The organism is Xanthomonas sp. DAR33341 (genome assembly GCF_003992815.1).
In the GTDB taxonomy this organism is placed as follows: Bacteria; Pseudomonadota; Gammaproteobacteria; order Xanthomonadales; family Xanthomonadaceae; genus Xanthomonas; species Xanthomonas cissicola.
In genome coordinates, this window is record NZ_QEYV01000039.1 from 20,647 (window position 1) to 39,110 (window position 18,464).

Consider the following 18,464-nt stretch of genomic DNA (forward strand, 5'->3'; position numbering starts at 1 on the left):
CGGCATAGAGTGGCGGTCCCCACCTGGTGAATCAAGGCGGCGCGATGGAACTGCTTGAACCGCAGATGGCATGGTCCGCTCAAACCACGTGCTCGACGCCGCCTTGTGCGGCGTTTTTCGTTGAGCCGCACTTGGCTGGATGGCCAGGGCGCATGCAACTGCTGAAACCGTGGCTTCAGTCGTTTATTATCAAACACTAACAGCATTTTTCTAAGGTCTGGCTACAGGTGGCAAAGCAGGTTCCCGAACGCAGCAGCAAGCCCGCAGAGGGCAAATCGTCGTCGCGCAAGACGGCGGCGGCGGACAATCCGCGGCGGCAGAAGCTCTGGCGCGATCTGGCCTTGATCGCGGTAGCGCCATTGCTGCTGTATCTGCTGGCCAGCCTGTTCACTTATTCGGCGACCGATCCGGGTTGGTCGCGCACCGGCAATCTGGTCGCGCCCATCCACAACATGGGCGGCCGATTCGGCGCGCTGGCGGCGGATGTGCTGCTGCAGCTGTTCGGGTATGTGGCCTTCCTGCTGCCGGTACTGTTGGGGGCGGTGGCCTGGATCGCCTTGATCGGTGACCGCGAAGAGCAGACCCAAAGCGATCTGGGGCCGGCGCTGCGCCTGGTCGGCATGGTGGGGTTCCTGATTTCGTCGACCGGCTTCCTGCACCTGCGCCTGTTCCAGGGCGAGGTGGCCGAGGCCGGCGGCATCCTGGGCAAGTTGGTCGCCGGCTCGCTCAGCTCCGGCTTCGGTGCCTTGGGCGCGAACCTGTTCGTGCTGGTGCTGCTGCTGGTCTCTATCACCCTGGCGACCGGCTTGTCGTGGTTTGCGGTGATGGAGCGCATCGGCAAGTGGGTGCTGGCGCTGGGGCCGCTGATGCAGCGCAAGACCCATCAGGCCACCGAGTGGCAGCAGACCCGGGTGATGCGCGAGGAACGCGAGGAAGTGCGCAAGGTCGATGCGGTCAAGCAGGCCAAGCGCGAACCGGTGAAGATCGAGCCGCCGCCAGCGCCGGTAGTGGAAAAAAGCGAGCGCGCCAAACGCGACACCCAGATTCCGATGTTCCAGGGCGTCAGCACCGACGGCTCTGACTTGCCGCCGCTGGCGCTGCTGGACGACCCCAAGCCGCAGACCAAGGGCTATTCCGAAGAAACCCTGGAAACGCTATCGCGGCAGATCGAGTTCAAGCTCAAGGACTTCCGCATCGAGGCACAAGTGGTCGGCGCCTATCCGGGACCGGTGATCACCCGTTTCGAGATCGAGCCGGCGCCGGGCATCAAGGTCAGCCAGATCAGCTCGCTGGACAAGGACATCGCCCGCGGGTTGTCGGTGAAATCGGTGCGTGTGGTGGACGTGATCCCTGGCAAGTCGGTGATCGGGCTGGAAATACCCAACGTCAGCCGCGAGATGATCTTCCTCTCCGAATTGCTGCGCTCCAAGGAGTACGACAAGTCGGCCAGCCCGCTGACGCTTGCCCTGGGCAAGGACATCGCCGGCCGGCCGACCGTGGCCGACCTGGCGCGCATGCCGCACTTGCTGGTCGCAGGTACCACCGGCTCGGGCAAGTCGGTGGCGGTCAATGCGATGGTGTTGAGCCTGCTGTACAAGGCCTCGCACAAGGAACTGCGGATGCTGATGATCGACCCGAAGATGCTCGAGTTGAGCGTCTACCAGGGCATCCCGCACCTGCTGGCGCCGGTGGTCACCGACATGAAGGAGGCCGCCAACGGCTTGCGCTGGTGCGTGGCCGAAATGGAGCGCCGCTACAAGCTGATGAGCGCGGTGGGCGTGCGCAACCTGGCCGGCTTCAACAAGAAGGTCAAGGACGCCATCGACGCCGGGCAGCCGATGATGGACCCGCTGTTCAAGCCGAACCCGGAACTGGGCGAAGCGCCGCGGCCGTTGGAGACGCTGCCGTTCATCGTCATCTTCATCGACGAATTCGCCGACATGATGATGATCGTCGGCAAGAAGGTCGAAGAACTCATCGCGCGCCTGGCGCAGAAGGCGCGCGCGGCCGGCATCCATCTGATCCTGGCCACGCAGCGGCCGTCGGTGGACGTGATCACCGGCCTGATCAAGGCCAATATCCCAACCCGCGTGGCGTTCCAGGTCAGCTCCAAGATCGACTCGCGCACCATTCTGGATCAATCCGGCGCCGAAGCGCTGCTGGGCAACGGCGACATGCTGTATCTGCCGCCAGGCACGGCGCTGCCGGATCGCGTGCATGGCGCCTTCGTCAGCGACGAAGAGGTACATCGCGTGGTCGAGCATCTCAAGGCGAGCGGGCCGGTGTCCTACGTCGAAGGCGTGCTGGACGAAGTCCAGACCATGGGCGATGGCACCGTGGTCGGTGCGACCGGCTTGCCGGAAAGCAGCGGCGGCGGTGGCGACGAGTCGGACCCGTTGTACGACGAAGCCTTGCGCATCGTCACCGAGACCCGGCGTGCCTCGATTTCCGGCGTGCAGCGGCGTTTGAAGATCGGCTACAACCGCGCCGCGCGTCTGATCGAAGCGATGGAAGCGGCCGGCGTCGTCAGCCCGCCCGAGCACAATGGCGACCGTACCGTGCTGGCACCGCCGCCGCCCAAGTAGGCGCCGGCGATGTCGTGACGCGTTTCAGGTGCAGCCCCCGGTTGGGCGCCTGCAGCAATGCCGCATTGTTGGAAGTCCGTGCCTGTCAATGCCGGGTACAACGGCTACCCTGTGGGCGAGGGCCGCTCCGGCCCGCCGTGATCGAGACCCATGTTGCATCGTCCCTCGTTAGTGCTCGTGCTGCTCCTCTGTATTCCGCTGCTTGCCCAGGCACAGCAACGGCCCGCACCCGCTGCCAGCGCTGCGACACGCACGCAGGCCGACACCAATTACAGTTTCGTGCGCTACCGCGCCGACTACGAGGTGCGCGCAGACGCCAGCAGCGTTGAAACCGACGAGTACGAGATCCTGCTCAAGACCAAGTCGGCCGTGGAGCAGTTCAGCCAGGTCCGGTTGAGCTATAGCGAGAAGATGGAAACGCTCGAAGTGCTGCAGGCGTATACCGTCACGGCCGAAGGGCTGCGCCAGGACGTGGCGGCCGACAAGATCTATACCCAGGAAAGCTATTCCAGCGCCTCGGCAGCGATGTATGCCGACCGCAAGGTGAAAGTGGTGGTGTTCCCGAATCTGGCGCCGGGCGCGCGCATTGTGTACCGCGTGCGGCGGGCGCAGAACACGCCGTATTTCCCCGGTTACTTCAGCCTGTGGGAGACCTTCAGCGTGTTCGCGCAGTACGACGATGCCGTGATTACGTTGGTCGCGCCCAAGGGTCTGCCGATGCATCTTTCTGCACGCGGGCTGCAGGGCGGCACCAAGCCAGTGGTGCGCGGCGACCAGGCACGCTGGGAGTGGCGCTACCAGCGCAGCGCGCCGATGAAGAACCAGAACTGGAGCGCGGCCACCTGGGAGTTCAGCCCGACCTTGATGGCCAGCACCTTCGATAGCTGGTCGCAGATGGGCCTGGCTTACCACGTCAAAGGCGGGCGCGCCGCGGCGGTGACGCCGGCGATCCAGGCGCTGGCCGATGAGGTCACGCGCGGTATCGATGCGCCGCGCGCGCAGGCTGCCGCGCTGTATGCATGGGTGGCGCGCAATATCCGCTATGTGGCGGTGTATCTGGGCAATGGCGGGCTGGAACCCAACAGCGCAGAGAGCATCCTGGCCAACCATTACGGCGATTGCAAAGACCACACCGTAATTCTGGAGGCCCTGCTTGCGGCCAAGGGAATTGCCAGCACACCGGTGCTGATCGGGGCAGAGGGTGGCCCGACCTTGCCGGAAATCCCGGTGCTGGGCCGCTTCAATCACGCCATCACCTACATTCCCGCATTCGATCTGTACGTGGACTCGACCAACCCCTACGCGCGCTTCGGCCAGTTGCCGGCCGGCGATCTCGGCGCGCCGGTGGTGCATACGCGCGATGGCAAGGTCACGCAGACGCCGCCGAACGACCGCAAGGTCAATCGCTATGTCGCCCGCACCGACTACCGGTTCACGCCGCAGGGCGATCTGCAGGGCACCACCACGCTCGACAGCGGGCAGACCGGCGAAGTGGGCTTGCGCGCGATGTTCGTGCAGCTCAATGCGCAGAATCGCAACCGGATCGAAGAGTCGATCCTTGCCCAGTCCGGTTTCGACGGCACCGGCGATCTGCTGATTCAGGGCGACCCGCTGGATCTGGATGCACCGTTCAACTACCGCTACACCTTCCAGGCCAAGGACGCGGTGGATTTCTCGGTGGTCGGCGGCATGACCTTGCCGGACATGCCCGGGGCCGAGTCAACGCGCGCCATCTACACCACCACCTCGGCCGAAAACAATCTGACCCCGTTTTACTGCAACGACAGCGTGCGCGAAGAAACCTACGTGGTGATCTTTCCCGAGACGGTGCCGATCATCGCCATTCCGCGCAGCAGCACCTTTCGCAATGCCGCCGGCCAATACCAGGCTGAGTGGACACGGCAGGGACAGACGGTCACCGCCGTGCATCGCCTGCAGCGCGCCGCCGTGCGCGGGCCTCAGGCGCTGTGCCAGCCGCAGGATTACCGTGCGTTTCGCGAACTCTATCAACAGGTGAGGCGCGGCTTTCGTGGGCAGATCGTCTATGGCGATCTGACCAGGGTGCAGACGGCACAATGAGGCGGATTGCCGCGCACACGCTGCCATCTGAACACGTCGTGCGATAGCGCTCGCCCATTCATCTATGAAGTATCAGAATCTACGCATTCCCTTCTGGAAGACCGCGATGCATCGCCAGCTCCGTTATGCCGTCCTTGCCACTGCTCTGTTCGCCAGCACTGCGTTTGCCGGTGCGCGCCAGGAGCTGGATACCTTCACGCGAGGGTTGAAGGGTCTGGATGGGCAGTTCAGTCAGCGCGTGACCGACGCGAATGGCCGGGTCAAGGAGACCTCGAGCGGGCGGGTTGCACTGGCAACGCCGCGCCAGTTCCGTTGGGAATACGCCAAGCCCTACAAGCAGCTGATCGTGGCCGATGGCAAGAAGGTCTGGGTATTCGACCCGGATCTGGAGCAGGTCACCGTGCGCGCACAGGGCAGCGAAGAACAGAACAGCCCGCTGGTTGCGTTGATCGACCCGGCGCTTCTGGACAAGAAGTACGACGTCAGCGAAGAAGCCGCGCCACGCGACGGCCTGCAGTGGCTGTCGCTGACGCCCAAGGTAGACACCGACGCCAGCTTCCAGATCGCCTCGCTGGGGTTCGGCAGGGAAGGCCTGGCCAGGATGGAAGTGGTAGACGCGGTCGGCCAGCGCACCGCGATCGGCTTTAGCGGCTGGAAGCGCAATCCGGCGTTTGCTGCAGACACCTTCCGCTATACGCCGGCCAAGGGCGTGGATGTGGTGGGCGACGCGCAGTAAAAGCGTCAGCGGGACGCTCGGATGAAGGCATGGTGTAGCGAGCGGCGGCTGTGCCTGTGAGGGCCGCGGCAGTCGCTGTGGCTCGACCGAGACGCCCTACACAGGGGCGATGCCGGCAGCGCTACGGGACTGGCTCGTACGGGATCCACTGACCGACCGTCCGCATCGCCTCCGCTGCCTGGTTGGTCTGGCGTTTGATGAAGAAATCGATGCCACGCTCGCGCTGGCGTTTGCCCTTTTCGCGCAGGATCAGGATGGTCGGTTCCCAGATGCCTGGGTGGCTGATCAGCTCATCGAAGGCGCGATCGGCCTCCGCCGCCTGCGCTTCGCATCCGGCGACCCGCAATAGCTGGGCCTGCGCGCGCAATGCGTCCAGGTGCGGTGCAGCCTCCGCCTGCAGCACCCAGTCCACGATCAGCGAGGCGAACTTGTTGTCTTGCATGTGGAGGCGGACCCGGTCGATGAAGTCCTGTAACTGGCGCTCGGCCACCATATAGAGGCGCTGGTCGTCGACCTTGCCCTGCAGTTTGGAGATTCCGTAGTGGGTCCATAGCTGCCAGTTGCGTTTCACCTCGCGTTCGAATGAGGCGAAGTTGAAGAATTCGAAGCCACGATCCGTGCGCACAGGATCGATTTCGTTGTTGAACATCCACAAGGTGGAGAACGTATTGCTGCCGGCCGAGCGCAGTTCCCTGCTATAGCCGAGATCGAGCGTGGCCATGGACAGCCGCGCCACTGGCGTGGGCGGCGCATTGCCGGTGCTTGGGTGCGTCCACTGCTGGGCGACGAGACTGGCCGATGCGCGTCCTGCAATCTCCACCCTGGATTGCGCGCTCGAATCCTTCAGCACCATCGTCATGTAGCCTTCGATCGGCGTCTGCGAACGGGAGGTTTCCCGCCGTGCTTTCAGGCCGAGCGATGCCCCCAGGGTGGCGCGGCGGGGTCGGCCGTCCATGTTTCCCACGCGCACGCCGGCAGCGACGCTGAGGCTGGATTCGGTGGCCGTAGCGTTGCGCTCGGCATGGCCGATCAAGCCGACGGTGATGCTGGGGTGGTGCGCCAGCAGCTCGCCCAGAAAGTCGCGCTCGCTCAACTGGCCTGCATCGCCGCCGGATTGCTCGGCGAGTTGCAGCAAGTGTTCAAACATGGCCAGGAATTGCGCGCGCTGCTCCAGCTCCTGGCCCTTGCCCCGCCGTGGTACGCGGATCTGCACGCCGTGCTCGATGCCCGATTCCTTTTTCATGCGCCACTCGGCTGCGCCTGTGATGCCCACCGGTGCGTGTTCGGTACCCGGCAGCAGCACGCCTGCGCTAATGCCGGTGCTGGCGTTGAACTGCCGCGCCTTCTGCCGCCCGATCTGCAGCGACAGCCCGGTTCGCCCCATGTAAATCTCCACCGAGCGATCGGAACTGGTCTGGCCGCCCGCGGAGAGTTTCAGTCCCAGGCCGCTGGGGATGATCGCAAGCGCAGCCGACAGCGGCGTCGTATTGAGTCCGATCACACGTTGCTCGGTGAGACGCAGCTTGTCGCGCCATTCCAACCGTTCCATCAGGTTGCGCAGGCATTCGAATAGCGCGCGTGGCGACTTGACGCGGGAGGTGTCGCCTTCATGCAGAAAGCGACTGGCATGACCCACGGCCCGATGAAAGTGGTCGCGCGCGACCGACGCCAGTTCTTCATCCAACGGCGCTGCACCGACCGGCAGGTCGCTCGGCTGTCCGGCGTGGTCGAGCAGGCCGCGTTGGATCAGACGCAGCGTTTCTGGCAGACGCATGCGGCCCGCGCGTAATGCAGCCCAGGCGGACGCGATCGCTGGATGGCACGCCGCCGGCTGCAGGTCGTCGGCCTCGTTCACGGAGGCAGCCACCGAGCGCTGAAGCTCCTGGGCACGCCGTTCGATCGTGCCCAGCACCTTCGCAGTGAAGGTCAGGTCGGTCGCGTTCTGCTCGTGTGGGAGCCATTGCGCGTATTCCAGTAGCGCCTGCATTGCCAGTTCGTCCTGCGACGGCATTCGCCCGCCCGCCCGCTGGATCTGGCGGCGCGCGACGAGCCAACTGGTCAAGTGGCCGGCCGCCTCTCGGAAAGCGTCGTTGGCACGCCGCTCAGCGGTAGGAAGCGCTTCGGAGGCGCCAACCTTCATTCCCAACGCAAGTGCGTTGAAGGGATTGAGGGCGCGCTTGCCGCGCGGTGCGCTGCCTGCTACCGCCCATTGCGCAAACATCTGCAGGCATGCGTTGACGCGCGCATAGGGCGAACCTGCTCCGGTGGTTTCGTAGCCGTTGCGGAACGCATGAAAGGCGCCGCGCTGGGCATCGGTTGCAGACTGCAGGCCCTGCAGCGGCGAGTCTCCATGCACGGCATGGCGCGCTCCCATTTGCGCATCGCTCAGCCAGGTGCGTTCAGCCTGTTCTGCGTCCGGGGTGAGTGCAAGCCGGTGGCTTGCACGCAGGTGGATCTGCGCCGCCTCCAACCATTCCCTGGAGGGGGGCGTGGGTTCTTCGCGCAGCATGTGCGAAAGAACCTGCATGCCGCGCGGAACGCTGGCCAACAGGCCGACGCAGGCGGTGACCGTCTCCATCGTCGGGACCGCCTCGGCAGCGATGGAGACCTGTGGCGGCGGGATCAGCTCACGCAACTGCACCACGCCCAGGCGTTGCAGCGTGCTGGCCGCTGCCGTGGCATCGCCGTCGCTGGCGATGGCCAAGGCTTGCAGGGCGATGCGCAACGCGTCGACCGGCTGCAAGGCGTCGCTCCCGAACGCAGCGCTGCGGCCATGCAGACCGTCAGCCCAGGCGCGTAGTACCTGTCGATTCACGGGGTCGATGGTTTCCTCGCGAAAGCCGGGTAGGGCCTCGAGCAGTGCCTCCATGGTGTCGGCGACGATATCGGCAGCGACGGGCCGGGCCTCATCGGTCGGCGCATGTGCGGCTGCATGTTCCACCACGCGCTGCATGTCGCCGTTCGCTGCTTCCAGCGCGCTGACCGTCTGTTCGTGCTGCCACAACTCCTCGGTGTTGATTCGCGACGAATGCCGCGCCTGCTGCAGTTTCGCGTCGACCTGGGCGAGGCGCTCCTGTAGGCGCCGCGCATTTCGCTGACAGCGCTCGGCATGCGTGCGTTGCAGGGTCAGCATGTTCTCGTCGCGTCCCAGCCGTGTGCGCAGTGCCTCGATTTCCCGGTTTCGTTCTGCAGCAAGGTGCGAGCCGAGCGTGCGAGGCGCCGGCCTGTTGGCAGAGCTGCTTGCTTGATCCGACTGCAACGCATCGCGCGCTTGCGCATACGCGCTCCGCAATTGATCGATCTCCGCGTTAGCATCCGCAAGTGCTTGCTCTGCTTGTGCTGCCTGTGCCGAGCCGCGGCCGAAAAAGACCGCTTTGGCCAGCGTATCGCCGCGCGCGCGCGCCTGCTGCACTGCGTGTTCGAGCCGAGTGCAGGTGCGCTGCAGCTGTAAGCGATCGACGCCCTGCTGCGCGTCGGCCGAGGATGGGCCCGCGTGCGCTGCGACCGCGCGCGACGGCTGATCGTCCGGTAGCGCGTTCAATGTCGCGCGTGCGGAGAGGATGTCCGACTCGAGATCGTGGATTGCGGCCGCCACTGCATCAGTTTGCAGATGACATCCCTGCAGCTGTCGCAGCAGTTCGGCGCGTTCGCGCGTCAGCACGTGGATGCTGTCGCTGAGGTTGGCGGCGCGCCGGGCTCTCAAGGCCAACTGCCCGCGTGCAGCCTGTAGCGTTTGTGCATGCGCGTAGATCAGTTCGTCCTGGCGACGCCGGGAGATGCGTGCGGCCAGGTCGTTGTTGGATTGCTCCAGGCGGGCGATCAGCGCCTCATTGAGATCCTGGGTGGCATTGGACAGTAACGGGGCTGCTTGCAGATCACGGGCGGTAGTGGCGTTGCGATCCGATTGGCCGGCTGGTGTGTCCCGCTCGTACTGCACCGAGGAATAGCGCAGCAGGCTCGTATGTGGTTCTGGCGAACCGCTACTGAGCCCCAATTGCTCTGCGGCCTTCCTGCAGGGCCGCAGGAGAGCGTGTTTGCGTTTGGGAGCGGCTTTCAATCCTGGGTCGACGACACTTGGCTGTCTCGCTTGCTCAAGCAGCGTCGCGGACCAGCCCAGCGGATCGTCCTGGGCCTGGATCAGTTCCGCCTCGAACGCGCATGGGTCCGGAGTCGCCAATTTGTTGTGCGTCTGCCGCCGCGCAGAAGGCTTGGATGGATGCGAGATGGTCTCGGCCATCCCTGGAAGGCAAGCGGTGATGGCAGAGGGGCGAAGCGGAATGCGGGGCATGGTGAAATCCGTACGCTGAACGTGCCGCTTGCGCTGGCGCAGCTCGTGGCCGATGCGAGGTGCAGGCAAGCGATGACATGCGATGACTCGTTACTCAGTAACAGTATTGCGCTGCGCAGTCGATGCGGTGCACCTGCGCGAAGTGGTCGCTTGGAAAGAGAACGTCGACGTCCCTGCCAGCGACGGCCGAACACTGCGTTGTGGAACGTCCATCAGGCGCAGGCGGTAGAATAAAGGGGTGAGCAAAGCCAAACGTCCCGACTCGATCACACCCGATCTGCTGCATGTCGATCGCAGCGCCATGGGGCCCCTGGCAGAGCGGATGCGGCCGCGCACGCTTGACGAGATGGTGGGGCAGAAACGATTGCTGGCTCCCGACAGCGCCTTGCGGCGCGCGGTCGAATCCGGGCGCGTGCACTCGATGATCCTGTGGGGTCCGCCGGGATGCGGCAAGACCACATTGGCCTTGTTGCTGGCGCACTACGCAGACGCCGAATTCAAGGCGATCTCGGCCGTGCTGTCCGGCCTGCCGGACGTGCGGCAGGTGCTGGCAGAGGCCGCGCAGCGTTTTGCCGGTGGCCGCCGCACCGTGTTGTTCGTCGATGAGGTGCATCGCTTCAACAAGGCGCAACAGGATGCGTTCTTGCCGCATATCGAACGCGGCACGATTCTGTTCGTCGGTGCGACCACTGAAAACCCGTCCTTCGAGTTGAACTCAGCGTTGTTGTCGCGCTGCCGCGTGCATGTGCTGGAAGGCGTGTCGCCGCAGGACATCGTCGAAGCCTTGCAGCGTGCCTTGCGCGATGCCGAGCGCGGCTTGGGGGCCGAGACGATCCAGGTCAGCGAAGCATCGCTGCTGGAAATCGCCAGCGCCGCCGACGGCGATGTGCGTCGGGCCCTGACGCTGTTGGAAATTGCTGCGGAACTGGCGGCAGGCGAGGGTGGCGAGATTACGCCGCAGACGTTGCTGCAGGTGCTGGCCGACCGTACGCGCCGCTTCGACAAGAACGGCGAGCAGTTCTATGACCAGATTTCGGCGTTGCACAAGTCCGTGCGCAGCTCCAACCCGGATGCAGCGCTGTACTGGCTGACGCGCATGCTCGATGGCGGGTGCGACCCGGCGTATTTGGCGCGTCGCTTGACCCGCATGGCGATCGAGGACATTGGCCTGGCCGATCCGCGCGCGCAGAGCATGGCGCTGGAAGCCTGGGACATCTACGAGCGCCTCGGCAGCCCGGAGGGCGAGTTGGCATTCGCACAGCTGGTGCTGTATCTGGCCAGCACTGCCAAATCCAACGCCGGCTATGCTGCCTTCAATCAGGCCAAGGCCGAAGTGCGCGCCACCGGCACGCAGGAGGTGCCGCTGCATCTACGCAACGCACCGACCAAGCTGATGAAGACGCTGGGTTACGGCCAGGATTATCAGTACGACCATGATGCCGAGGGCGGTATCGCGCTGGATCAGACCGGCTTCCCGGATGCGATGGGCGAGCGCGTGTACTACAACCCGGTGCCGCGCGGGATGGAGATCAAGCTGAAGGAAAAGCTCGATCGGCTGCGCGAGGCGCGTGCGCAGGCACGGGCTGACAAGGCCGGCAAGCCCACGGCATAATCGGCCGCACAGGAGATGGCATTCCTCCTCGAACCGCGCGCACCCGCGCGCTAATGATGCCTGCCCACCCCGCCGGGGCGGCAGGTCTGTGCCCCGGCATCGCTCTTGACTCAGGAAGGATGACGCCGATGTCGCACACTATTTTTTCGAAAGCACGCTTCGGTCGCGGGGTGCGCGCATGAACGCACCGGTGTGGTGGCAACAGCTGTTGCTGGCGATGACCGGTGGTGCGCTGGGATCCGGTTTGCGTTTTGCGATCGGTGCCTCGTTGATCCAGCGCTTCGGTACCTTCTTCCCGTGGGGAACGCTGACGGTGAACCTGCTCGGGTCGTTCGTTGCCGGCGTGTTGCTGGTCTGGCTGGATGCACGCGGGCCATCGAGCTGGCCGCTGCGGGCCTTGTTGATCGTTGGGGTGATCGGTGGGCTGACCACGTTTTCGTCGCTGATGATGGAGTGCCTGGTATTCGCGCGCACCGACCGCTCGACGATGATCGGCATCTATCTGGCGGTGACCTTGCTGGCTGGACTGGCGCTGGTCTTCGCAGGTGCGCGGACCGGTCAATGGCTGGTGACGCGCTGAGCGCGACCGCCTGGTCGCGGTGTGTGCGGCGTGCCCATTGCCGTATCTACATCGCCAGCTTCAATCGCCGCGGCCGAGATGACCGATGCAGCAGAATGCAATGCATCGCGTTTCAATGACGCGGGGGGATATGCGTTGGATCGCCTCGCCGCGACGTTGGCGAGACCGCGTTGACCGGCAGAGCAAAGGGCGTGCTTGCGCACGCCCTTTTGGCGACAGCATGGAGATTTGATCGCTGACCTGATCTCCGCAGGTCGATGACACCGATGGAGACACCAGATCGACCCGGAAGGCCGACCCGGCGCTCCAGCGCGCCTTACAGCGCTTCGATGATGCCCGCAGCGCCCATGCCGGTCCCGATGCACATGGTGACCATGCCGTACTTCTGCTGACGACGGCGCAGGCCATGCACCAGCGTGGCGGCACGGATCGCGCCGGTGGCGCCCAGCGGGTGGCCAAGGGCGATTGCGCCGCCCAGTGGGTTGACCTTGGATGGATCCAGCTCGCTGTCGCGGATAACCGCCAACGCCTGTGCCGCGAAGGCTTCGTTGAGCTCGATCCAGTCCAGCTGGTCCTTGGTCAGGCCGGCCTGCTTGAGCGCCTTGGGAATGGCGGCGATCGGTCCGATACCCATGACTTCCGGGCGCACGCCAGCGACCGAGAAGCTGACGAAGCGGGCCAGCGGAGTCAGGCCGTAATCCTTGATCGCCTGCTCGGAGGCCAGCAGCACCGCGCCGGCACCATCGCTCATCTGCGACGAATTGCCGGCGGTGACGCTGCCGCCGAACTGGCCGTTGCGGAACACCGGGCGCAGCTTGGCCAGGCCCTCGATCGAGCTGTCCGGACGCGGGCCTTCGTCCGTATCGACCAGCTTCTTGCGCAAGGCGATGACGTTGCCGGCCAAGTCGGGCTGATGCGAGTGGATTTCGTACGGGCTGATTTCGTCGCGGAACTCGCCGGCCGCAATCGCCGCGATCGCTTTCTGGTGCGAGGCCAGCGCGAACGCATCCTGGTCTTCGCGCGACACCTTCCACTCTTCTGCGACCTTCTCGGCAGTGATGCCCATGCCGTACGCAATGGCCACATGGTCGTCGGCAAACACGCTTGGCGACATCGCCACCTTGTTGCCCATCATCGGCACCATCGACATCGACTCAGTGCCGCCGGCCAGCATCAGGTCGGCATTGCCCAGACGAATCTGGTCGGCCGCCATGGCGATGGCCTGGATGCCGGACGAACAGAAGCGGTTGATGGTCTGACCGGCCACCGAATTGGGCAGGCCCGCCAGCAGCACGCCAATGCGCGCCACGTTCATGCCTTGCTCGCCTTCGGGCATGGCGCAGCCGATGATGGCGTCGTCGATGCGCGAGGTATCGATGCCCGGCGCCTGCGCGACCACGGCGCGCAGCACGTGCGCCAGCATGTCGTCGGGGCGGGTGTTGCGGAACACGCCCTTGGGCGCCTTGCCTACCGGCGTACGCGTGGCGGCGACGATGTAGGCTTCTTGAATCTGTTTGCTCATTTGGCTATCTCCGAAAGCCGGGAATGGGGAGAGGGGAATCGGGAATCGCAAGTGCGGATTCGCCTGGGTTCGCCATCTTCATCACCCGGCAGATAATTGGGAGAAGCGGGGAGTAGGTTGGGCTTTTACCCATTCCCGATTCCCCGCTCCCGATTCTCAGTTCCTCAACGGCTTGCCCGTCTTCAACATGTGCCCAATCCGGGCCTGGGTCTTTTCCTGCTGGGCCAGTTCGACGAAGTGCTTGCGCTCCAGCTTGAGCAGCCATTCTTCATCGACCAGCGCGCCGCGATCGACTTCGCCACCGCACACCACCGTGGCGATGCGGCTGGCGATTTCATAGTCGTATTCGCTGATGAAGCGACCTTCCAGCATGTTGACCAGCAGCATCTTGAAGGTGGCGATGCCGACGTCGCCGGCAACCTGGATATGGCGTGCCGGCAGCGGGGCGCGGTAGCCGCCCTCGGCCAGTGCGCGCGCTTCGGCCTTGGCGATGTGCAGGCTCTCGTAGCTGTTGAACACCACTTTGTCGGTGGCGCGCAGCAGGCCCAGTTCCTTGGCATTGACCGCCGAGTTGGAGACCTTGGCCATTGCCACGGTTTCGAAGGTCTTTTTGAGCTCGGCAAACACGTCGCCGCCCGGGCCTGCGGCGATCGATGCACGTACCGCGATTTCCTTCAGGCCGCCGCCGGCCGGCAGCAGGCCGACGCCAGCTTCGACCAAGCCGATGTAGCTCTCCAGCGAGGCCACCGTCTTGGCGCTGTGCATCTGGAACTCGCAACCGCCGCCCAGTGCCAAGCCGCGCACGGCCGAGATCACCGGCACCTGCGCGTACTTGATGCGCTGGCTGGTGGCCTGGAAATTGGCGACCAATGCTTCGAAGGCATCGACCTTGCCAGCCTGCAGCAGGCCGAGCGCGCCGGCCAGATCGGCGCCGGCGGAGAAGGGCTCCTTCTGCTGCCAGATCACCAGGCCGGCGAAGTCCTTCTCGGCGCGGCCAACGACGTCCTGCAAGCCGTTGAGCACGTGGTCGGAAACGGTGTTCATCTTGGTCTTGAAGCTGACCACCGCGATGTCGTCGCCGTCGTGCCACATGCGCACGCCGTCGTTTTCGAACACGGTTTCGCCCGGCGAGAACTGCTCGCCAAGCAACGGATCGGGGAAGCGCTGGCGTTTGTACACCGGCAGCGACGAGCGCGGCAGCTTGGCGTCGCGCGCCGGGCTATACGAGCCCTCGGCGCCATGCACGCCATCGCGACCGTCGAACACCCAGTTAGGTAACGGTGCGCTGCTCATGCTCTTGCCGTTGGAGATGTCTTCGGCGATCCACTGCGCCACCTGCTTCCAGCCGGCTGCCTGCCAGGTCTCGAACGGGCCCAGCGACCAACCGTAGCCCCAGCGAATCGCCAGATCCACATCGCGTGCGGTCTCGGCGATATCGGCCAGATGGAAGGCGCTGTAGTGGAACAGGTCGCGGAAGCTCGCCCACAGGAACTGCGCCTGCGGATGCTGGCTCTCGCGCAGCTTGGCGAACTTCTCGGCCGGATTCTTGATCTTTAGGATCTCGACCACTTCCGGCGCGGCGCTGCGATCGGCGGCGCGGTAGTCCTGCTTGTGCAGGTCCAGCACCACGATGTCCTTGCCGACCTTGCGGAAGATGCCGGCCCCGACCTTCTGGCCCAGCGCGCCCTTGGCGATCAGCGCCTCCAGCCACTTCGGCGACTTGAAATACTGATGCCACGGGTCGTCCGGCAAGGTGTCGCCCATGGTCTTGATGACGTGCGCCATGGTGTCCAGGCCGACCACATCGGAGGTGCGGTAGGTGGCCGACTTGGGACGGCCGACCAGCGGGCCGGTCAGCGCATCGACTTCGTCGAAGCCCAGGCCGAATTCCTGCGTGTGATGGATGGTGGACAGGATCGAGAACACGCCGATGCGGTTGCCGATGAAGTTCGGCGTGTCCTTGGCATACACCACGCCCTTGCCGAGCGTGGTCACCAGGAAGGCTTCCAGGCCCTCGAGCACGGCCTTGTCGGTGCCCTTGGCCGGAATCAACTCGGCCAGGTGCATGTAGCGCGGCGGGTTGAAGAAGTGCACGCCGCAAAAACGATGGCGCAGCTGCTCGGGCAGCACATCCGACAGCTTGTTGATGCCCAGGCCGGAGGTGTTGGATGCCAGCACTGCATGCTCAGAGACGAACGGGGCGATCTTCTTGTACAGGTCCTGCTTCCAGTCCATGCGTTCGGCGATCGCTTCGATGATCAGATCGCAGTCGCGCAGTTGCTCCAGACCGCTCTCGTAGTTGGCTGGCGTGATCGCCTCGGCCAGCGCCTTGCTGGCGAGCGGGGCAGGGCTCAGCTTGCCGAGATTGGCGATCGCCTTGAGTACGATGCCGTCGGCCGGGCCTTCCTTGGCAGGCAGGTCGAACAACACGGTGTCGACACCGGCATTGGTGAGGTGGGCGGCGATCTGCGCGCCCATGACGCCGGCACCGAGCACGGCGGCACGACGGACTAGCAACGGGTTGGACATAGCGATAGGCCTCTTGTGGAACGTTTACGGTGTGGAATGAGCACGGAAACCGGGTTCCGCGAAACGAATGAGTTCGCGCGCCGCGCGCGCGCGGTGGTCGGCCTCGCTGACGCCCGCAGGCCGCTTGATGAGTCCGAAGTCGGCCATGGCATAGGTCAGTGCGCCGGCAAGAAAGTCCAGCCGCCAGTACAGCTCTTCCTTGCTCAGGCCCGGCACGCAGCCGGCAATGGCCTTGCCGAATTCGCGCAGGACATGCCCGTAGTGGTCGGACAGGAACTTGCGCAGGTTGTCGTTCTTTTCGGCGTACGCGCGTGCGATCACGCGTACGAACGCGCCGCCGTTCTGGCGGTCCTGCGCCATCGCCAACGCCGGCTCGACGAAGGCGGCGAGCACGGCCGTCAGCTCGCCGGGCTGCGACTTCTTCGCCGTTTCCAGCTGCTGCAGGCGCGCTGCGGTCATTTCGTCCATGCGCCGGCGGAACACCTCGTTGACCAGGTTTTCCTTGGAGCCGAAGTGATAGTTGACCGCGGCGATATTGACGTCGGCCTGCGTGGTCAGCTGGCGCAGCGACGTGCCTGCAAACCCGTGCTGGGCGAACAGCTCCTCGGCCGCACCGAGAATGCGGTCCTTGGTGGAGAAGTGGGCGGGCTTGGGCATGCGCGAAGACAGGACTCAATCAAACGATTGTTTGAGTCTACGGGCTCGCCCGCTGGCAGGTCATGTCGCAACGCAGCACGATTCAGGAGGCGGTGTGCAAACGCGGCGTTGACGAGATAGAATTGACCATCGCAAAGAAGCCTAAGCCCGCGTTTTGTCGCGGGTTTTTTTCATGATAACCTCGGGCCTTCAGTGGCCCGCCCAACGGAGAACTTCCCATGGCGCTGGAGCGCACCCTGTCCATCATCAAGCCCGACGCCGTTGCCAAGAACGTCATCGGCGAAATCTACAGCCGCTTCGAAAAGGCTGGCCTGAAGGTCGTGGCCGCCAAGTACAAGCAGCTGTCGCGTCGCGAAGCCGAAGGCTTCTACGCCATTCATCGCGAGCGTCCGTTCTTCAACGCGCTGGTCGAGTTCATGATTTCCGGCCCGGTGATGATCCAGGCGCTGGAAGGCGAGAACGCCGTCGCCGCACACCGTGACCTGCTGGGCGCGACCAATCCCAAGGACGCTGCGCCGGGCACCATCCGCGCCGACTTCGCCGATTCGATCGATGCCAATGCTGCCCACGGCTCGGATTCGGTCGAGAACGCTGCCAACGAAGTCGCGTATTTCTTTGCCGCCACCGAAGTGGTCTCGCGCTGAGGCCGAGTGAGTCGAATCGTGAATGAGGTCGTGATCCCTTCCGTGCTGCAGGACGGCTCCGTCCGTACCCCGGAGCCGCGCAAGCAGAACCTGCTCGACCTCGATCGCGAGGGGCTGGAGCGCTTCTTCGCCGATACGCTTGGCGAGGCGCGTTACCGTGCCCATCAGGTGATGAAGTGGATCCATCATCGCTACGTCACCGATTTCGACCAGATGACGGACCTCGGCAAGGCGCTGCGTGCGAAGTTGCACCAACACGCCGAGGTTCTCGTCCCGAACGTGGTGTTCGATAAGCCTTCGGCCGACGGCACCCACAAATGGCTGTTGGCCATGGGCACCGACGGCAAGAACGCCATCGAAACCGTTTACATCCCCGACAAGGGCCGCGGCACGCTATGTGTGTCCTCCCAGGTCGGCTGCGGCTTGAACTGCAGCTTTTGTTCGACCGCTACCCAGGGCTTCAACCGCAACCTCACCACGGCCGAAATCATCGGCCAGGTGTGGGTGGCGGCGCGCCATCTGGGCAATGTGCCGCACCAGCAGCGCCGTCTCACCAATGTGGTGATGATGGGCATGGGCGAGCCGCTGATGAATTTCGACAACGTCGTGCGCGCGATGAGCGTAATGCGCGACGATCTTGGCTACGGGCTGGCCAGCAAGCGGGTCACACTGTCGACCTCCGGCCTGGTGCCGATGATCGACCGGCTCTCCACCGAAAGCGACGTCTCGCTGGCGGTCTCGCTGCATGCAGCCAACGATGCGCTGCGGGAAAGCCTGGTGCCGTTGAACAAGAAATACCCGATCGCCGAGTTGATGGAGTCGTGCGCACGCTACTTGCGCGGCAGCAAGAAGCGCGATTCGGTGACATTCGAATACACGCTGATGAAAGGCATCAACGACCAGCCGGAGCATGCGCGCCAGTTGGCCAGGTTGATGCGGCAGTTCGACAACGCCGTGCAGTCCAAGGACGCCGGCAAGGTCAATCTGATTCCGTTCAATCCGTTTCCTGGGACGCGCTATGAGCGCTCGGGCGAGACCGAGATTCGCGCGTTCCAGAAGATCCTGCTCGATGCGCAGGTGTTGACGATGGTTCGCCGCACCCGTGGCGACGACATCGACGCCGCATGCGGGCAGCTCAAGGGGCAGGTCATGGACCGTACCCGTCGCCAGGCGGAGTTCCGCCGCACATTGGAAGGGCAGGCCGATCGAGATGCGGCAGCGTGAACTCGCGT

The 18,464-nt window shown here is 64.5% G+C and carries 11 protein-coding genes and 1 riboswitch; of the genes, 7 read left to right on the forward strand and 4 right to left on the reverse strand.

From position 1 onward, the window contains the following. Nucleotides 1-227: 227 nt before the first annotated feature. The 3 genes from EO156_RS20615 to lolA all read left to right on the forward strand — a co-directional run bounded on the left by EO156_RS20615 (nt 228) and on the right by lolA (nt 5,400). Entirely contained in the window at nt 228-2,585 is a 2,358-nt protein-coding gene (locus tag EO156_RS20615; RefSeq protein ID WP_016848740.1) for a DNA translocase FtsK, read from the forward strand. Nucleotides 2,586-2,735: 150 nt separating this feature from the next. After that, nucleotides 2,736-4,664, forward strand: a complete 1,929-nt coding sequence (locus EO156_RS20620; RefSeq protein WP_050595537.1) for a DUF3857 and transglutaminase domain-containing protein — start codon at nt 2,736-2,738, stop codon at nt 4,662-4,664. Nucleotides 4,665-4,728: 64 nt separating this feature from the next. Further along, on the forward strand, nt 4,729-5,400 hold the full coding sequence (gene lolA / locus EO156_RS20625) for an outer membrane lipoprotein chaperone LolA (RefSeq protein WP_015472033.1): 672 nt from the start codon (nt 4,729-4,731) through the stop codon (nt 5,398-5,400). A 121-nt stretch (nt 5,401-5,521) separates the two neighbouring features. On the opposite strand, the gene xopZ is transcribed toward lolA, so the two are convergent. Then, nucleotides 5,522-9,757, reverse strand: a complete 4,236-nt coding sequence (gene xopZ, locus EO156_RS20630; RefSeq protein ID WP_016848742.1) for a XopZ family type III secretion system effector — start codon at nt 9,755-9,757, stop codon at nt 5,522-5,524. A 169-nt stretch (nt 9,758-9,926) separates the two neighbouring features. Here xopZ and EO156_RS20635 point away from each other — a divergent pair, with 169 nt between their 5' ends. Next, nucleotides 9,927-11,300 carry a replication-associated recombination protein A gene (locus tag EO156_RS20635; protein WP_003482897.1) on the forward strand — a complete coding sequence of 458 codons (1,374 nt, stop codon included), beginning with the start codon at nt 9,927-9,929 and terminating at the stop codon, nt 11,298-11,300. A 2-nt stretch (nt 11,301-11,302) separates the two neighbouring features. Next, a riboswitch (Fluoride riboswitch) is annotated at nt 11,303-11,370 on the forward strand. A 108-nt stretch (nt 11,371-11,478) separates the two neighbouring features. Beyond that, the gene (gene crcB, locus EO156_RS20640; protein WP_016848743.1) at nt 11,479-11,880 is read left to right on the forward strand and encodes a fluoride efflux transporter CrcB; all 402 of its coding nucleotides are present in this window, start codon (nt 11,479-11,481) and stop codon (nt 11,878-11,880) included. Between the two features lie 316 nt (nt 11,881-12,196). Here the strand turns inward: crcB and EO156_RS20650 are convergent, their stop codons facing one another. From EO156_RS20650 to EO156_RS20660, 3 genes are all read right to left on the reverse strand, one after another. Next, nucleotides 12,197-13,402, reverse strand: a complete 1,206-nt coding sequence (locus tag EO156_RS20650) for an acetyl-CoA C-acyltransferase (protein ID WP_016848744.1) — start codon at nt 13,400-13,402, stop codon at nt 12,197-12,199. Nucleotides 13,403-13,558: 156 nt separating this feature from the next. Then, nucleotides 13,559-15,931, reverse strand: a complete 2,373-nt coding sequence (locus EO156_RS20655; RefSeq protein WP_016848745.1) for a 3-hydroxyacyl-CoA dehydrogenase/enoyl-CoA hydratase family protein — start codon at nt 15,929-15,931, stop codon at nt 13,559-13,561. A gap of 24 nt (nt 15,932-15,955) precedes the next feature. Continuing rightward, nucleotides 15,956-16,588 carry a TetR/AcrR family transcriptional regulator gene (locus EO156_RS20660; protein WP_003482890.1) on the reverse strand — a complete coding sequence of 211 codons (633 nt, stop codon included), beginning with the start codon at nt 16,586-16,588 and terminating at the stop codon, nt 15,956-15,958. Between the two features lie 218 nt (nt 16,589-16,806). On the opposite strand from EO156_RS20660, the gene ndk reads away from it, so the two are divergent. Together ndk and rlmN are read left to right on the forward strand one after the other, a co-directional pair. Then, on the forward strand, nt 16,807-17,232 hold the full coding sequence (gene ndk / locus EO156_RS20665) for a nucleoside-diphosphate kinase (protein WP_016848746.1): 426 nt from the start codon (nt 16,807-16,809) through the stop codon (nt 17,230-17,232). Between the two features lie 30 nt (nt 17,233-17,262). After that, nucleotides 17,263-18,456, forward strand: a complete 1,194-nt coding sequence (gene rlmN, locus EO156_RS20670; RefSeq protein ID WP_005914477.1) for a 23S rRNA (adenine(2503)-C(2))-methyltransferase RlmN — start codon at nt 17,263-17,265, stop codon at nt 18,454-18,456. Nucleotides 18,457-18,464 lie beyond the last annotated feature (8 nt).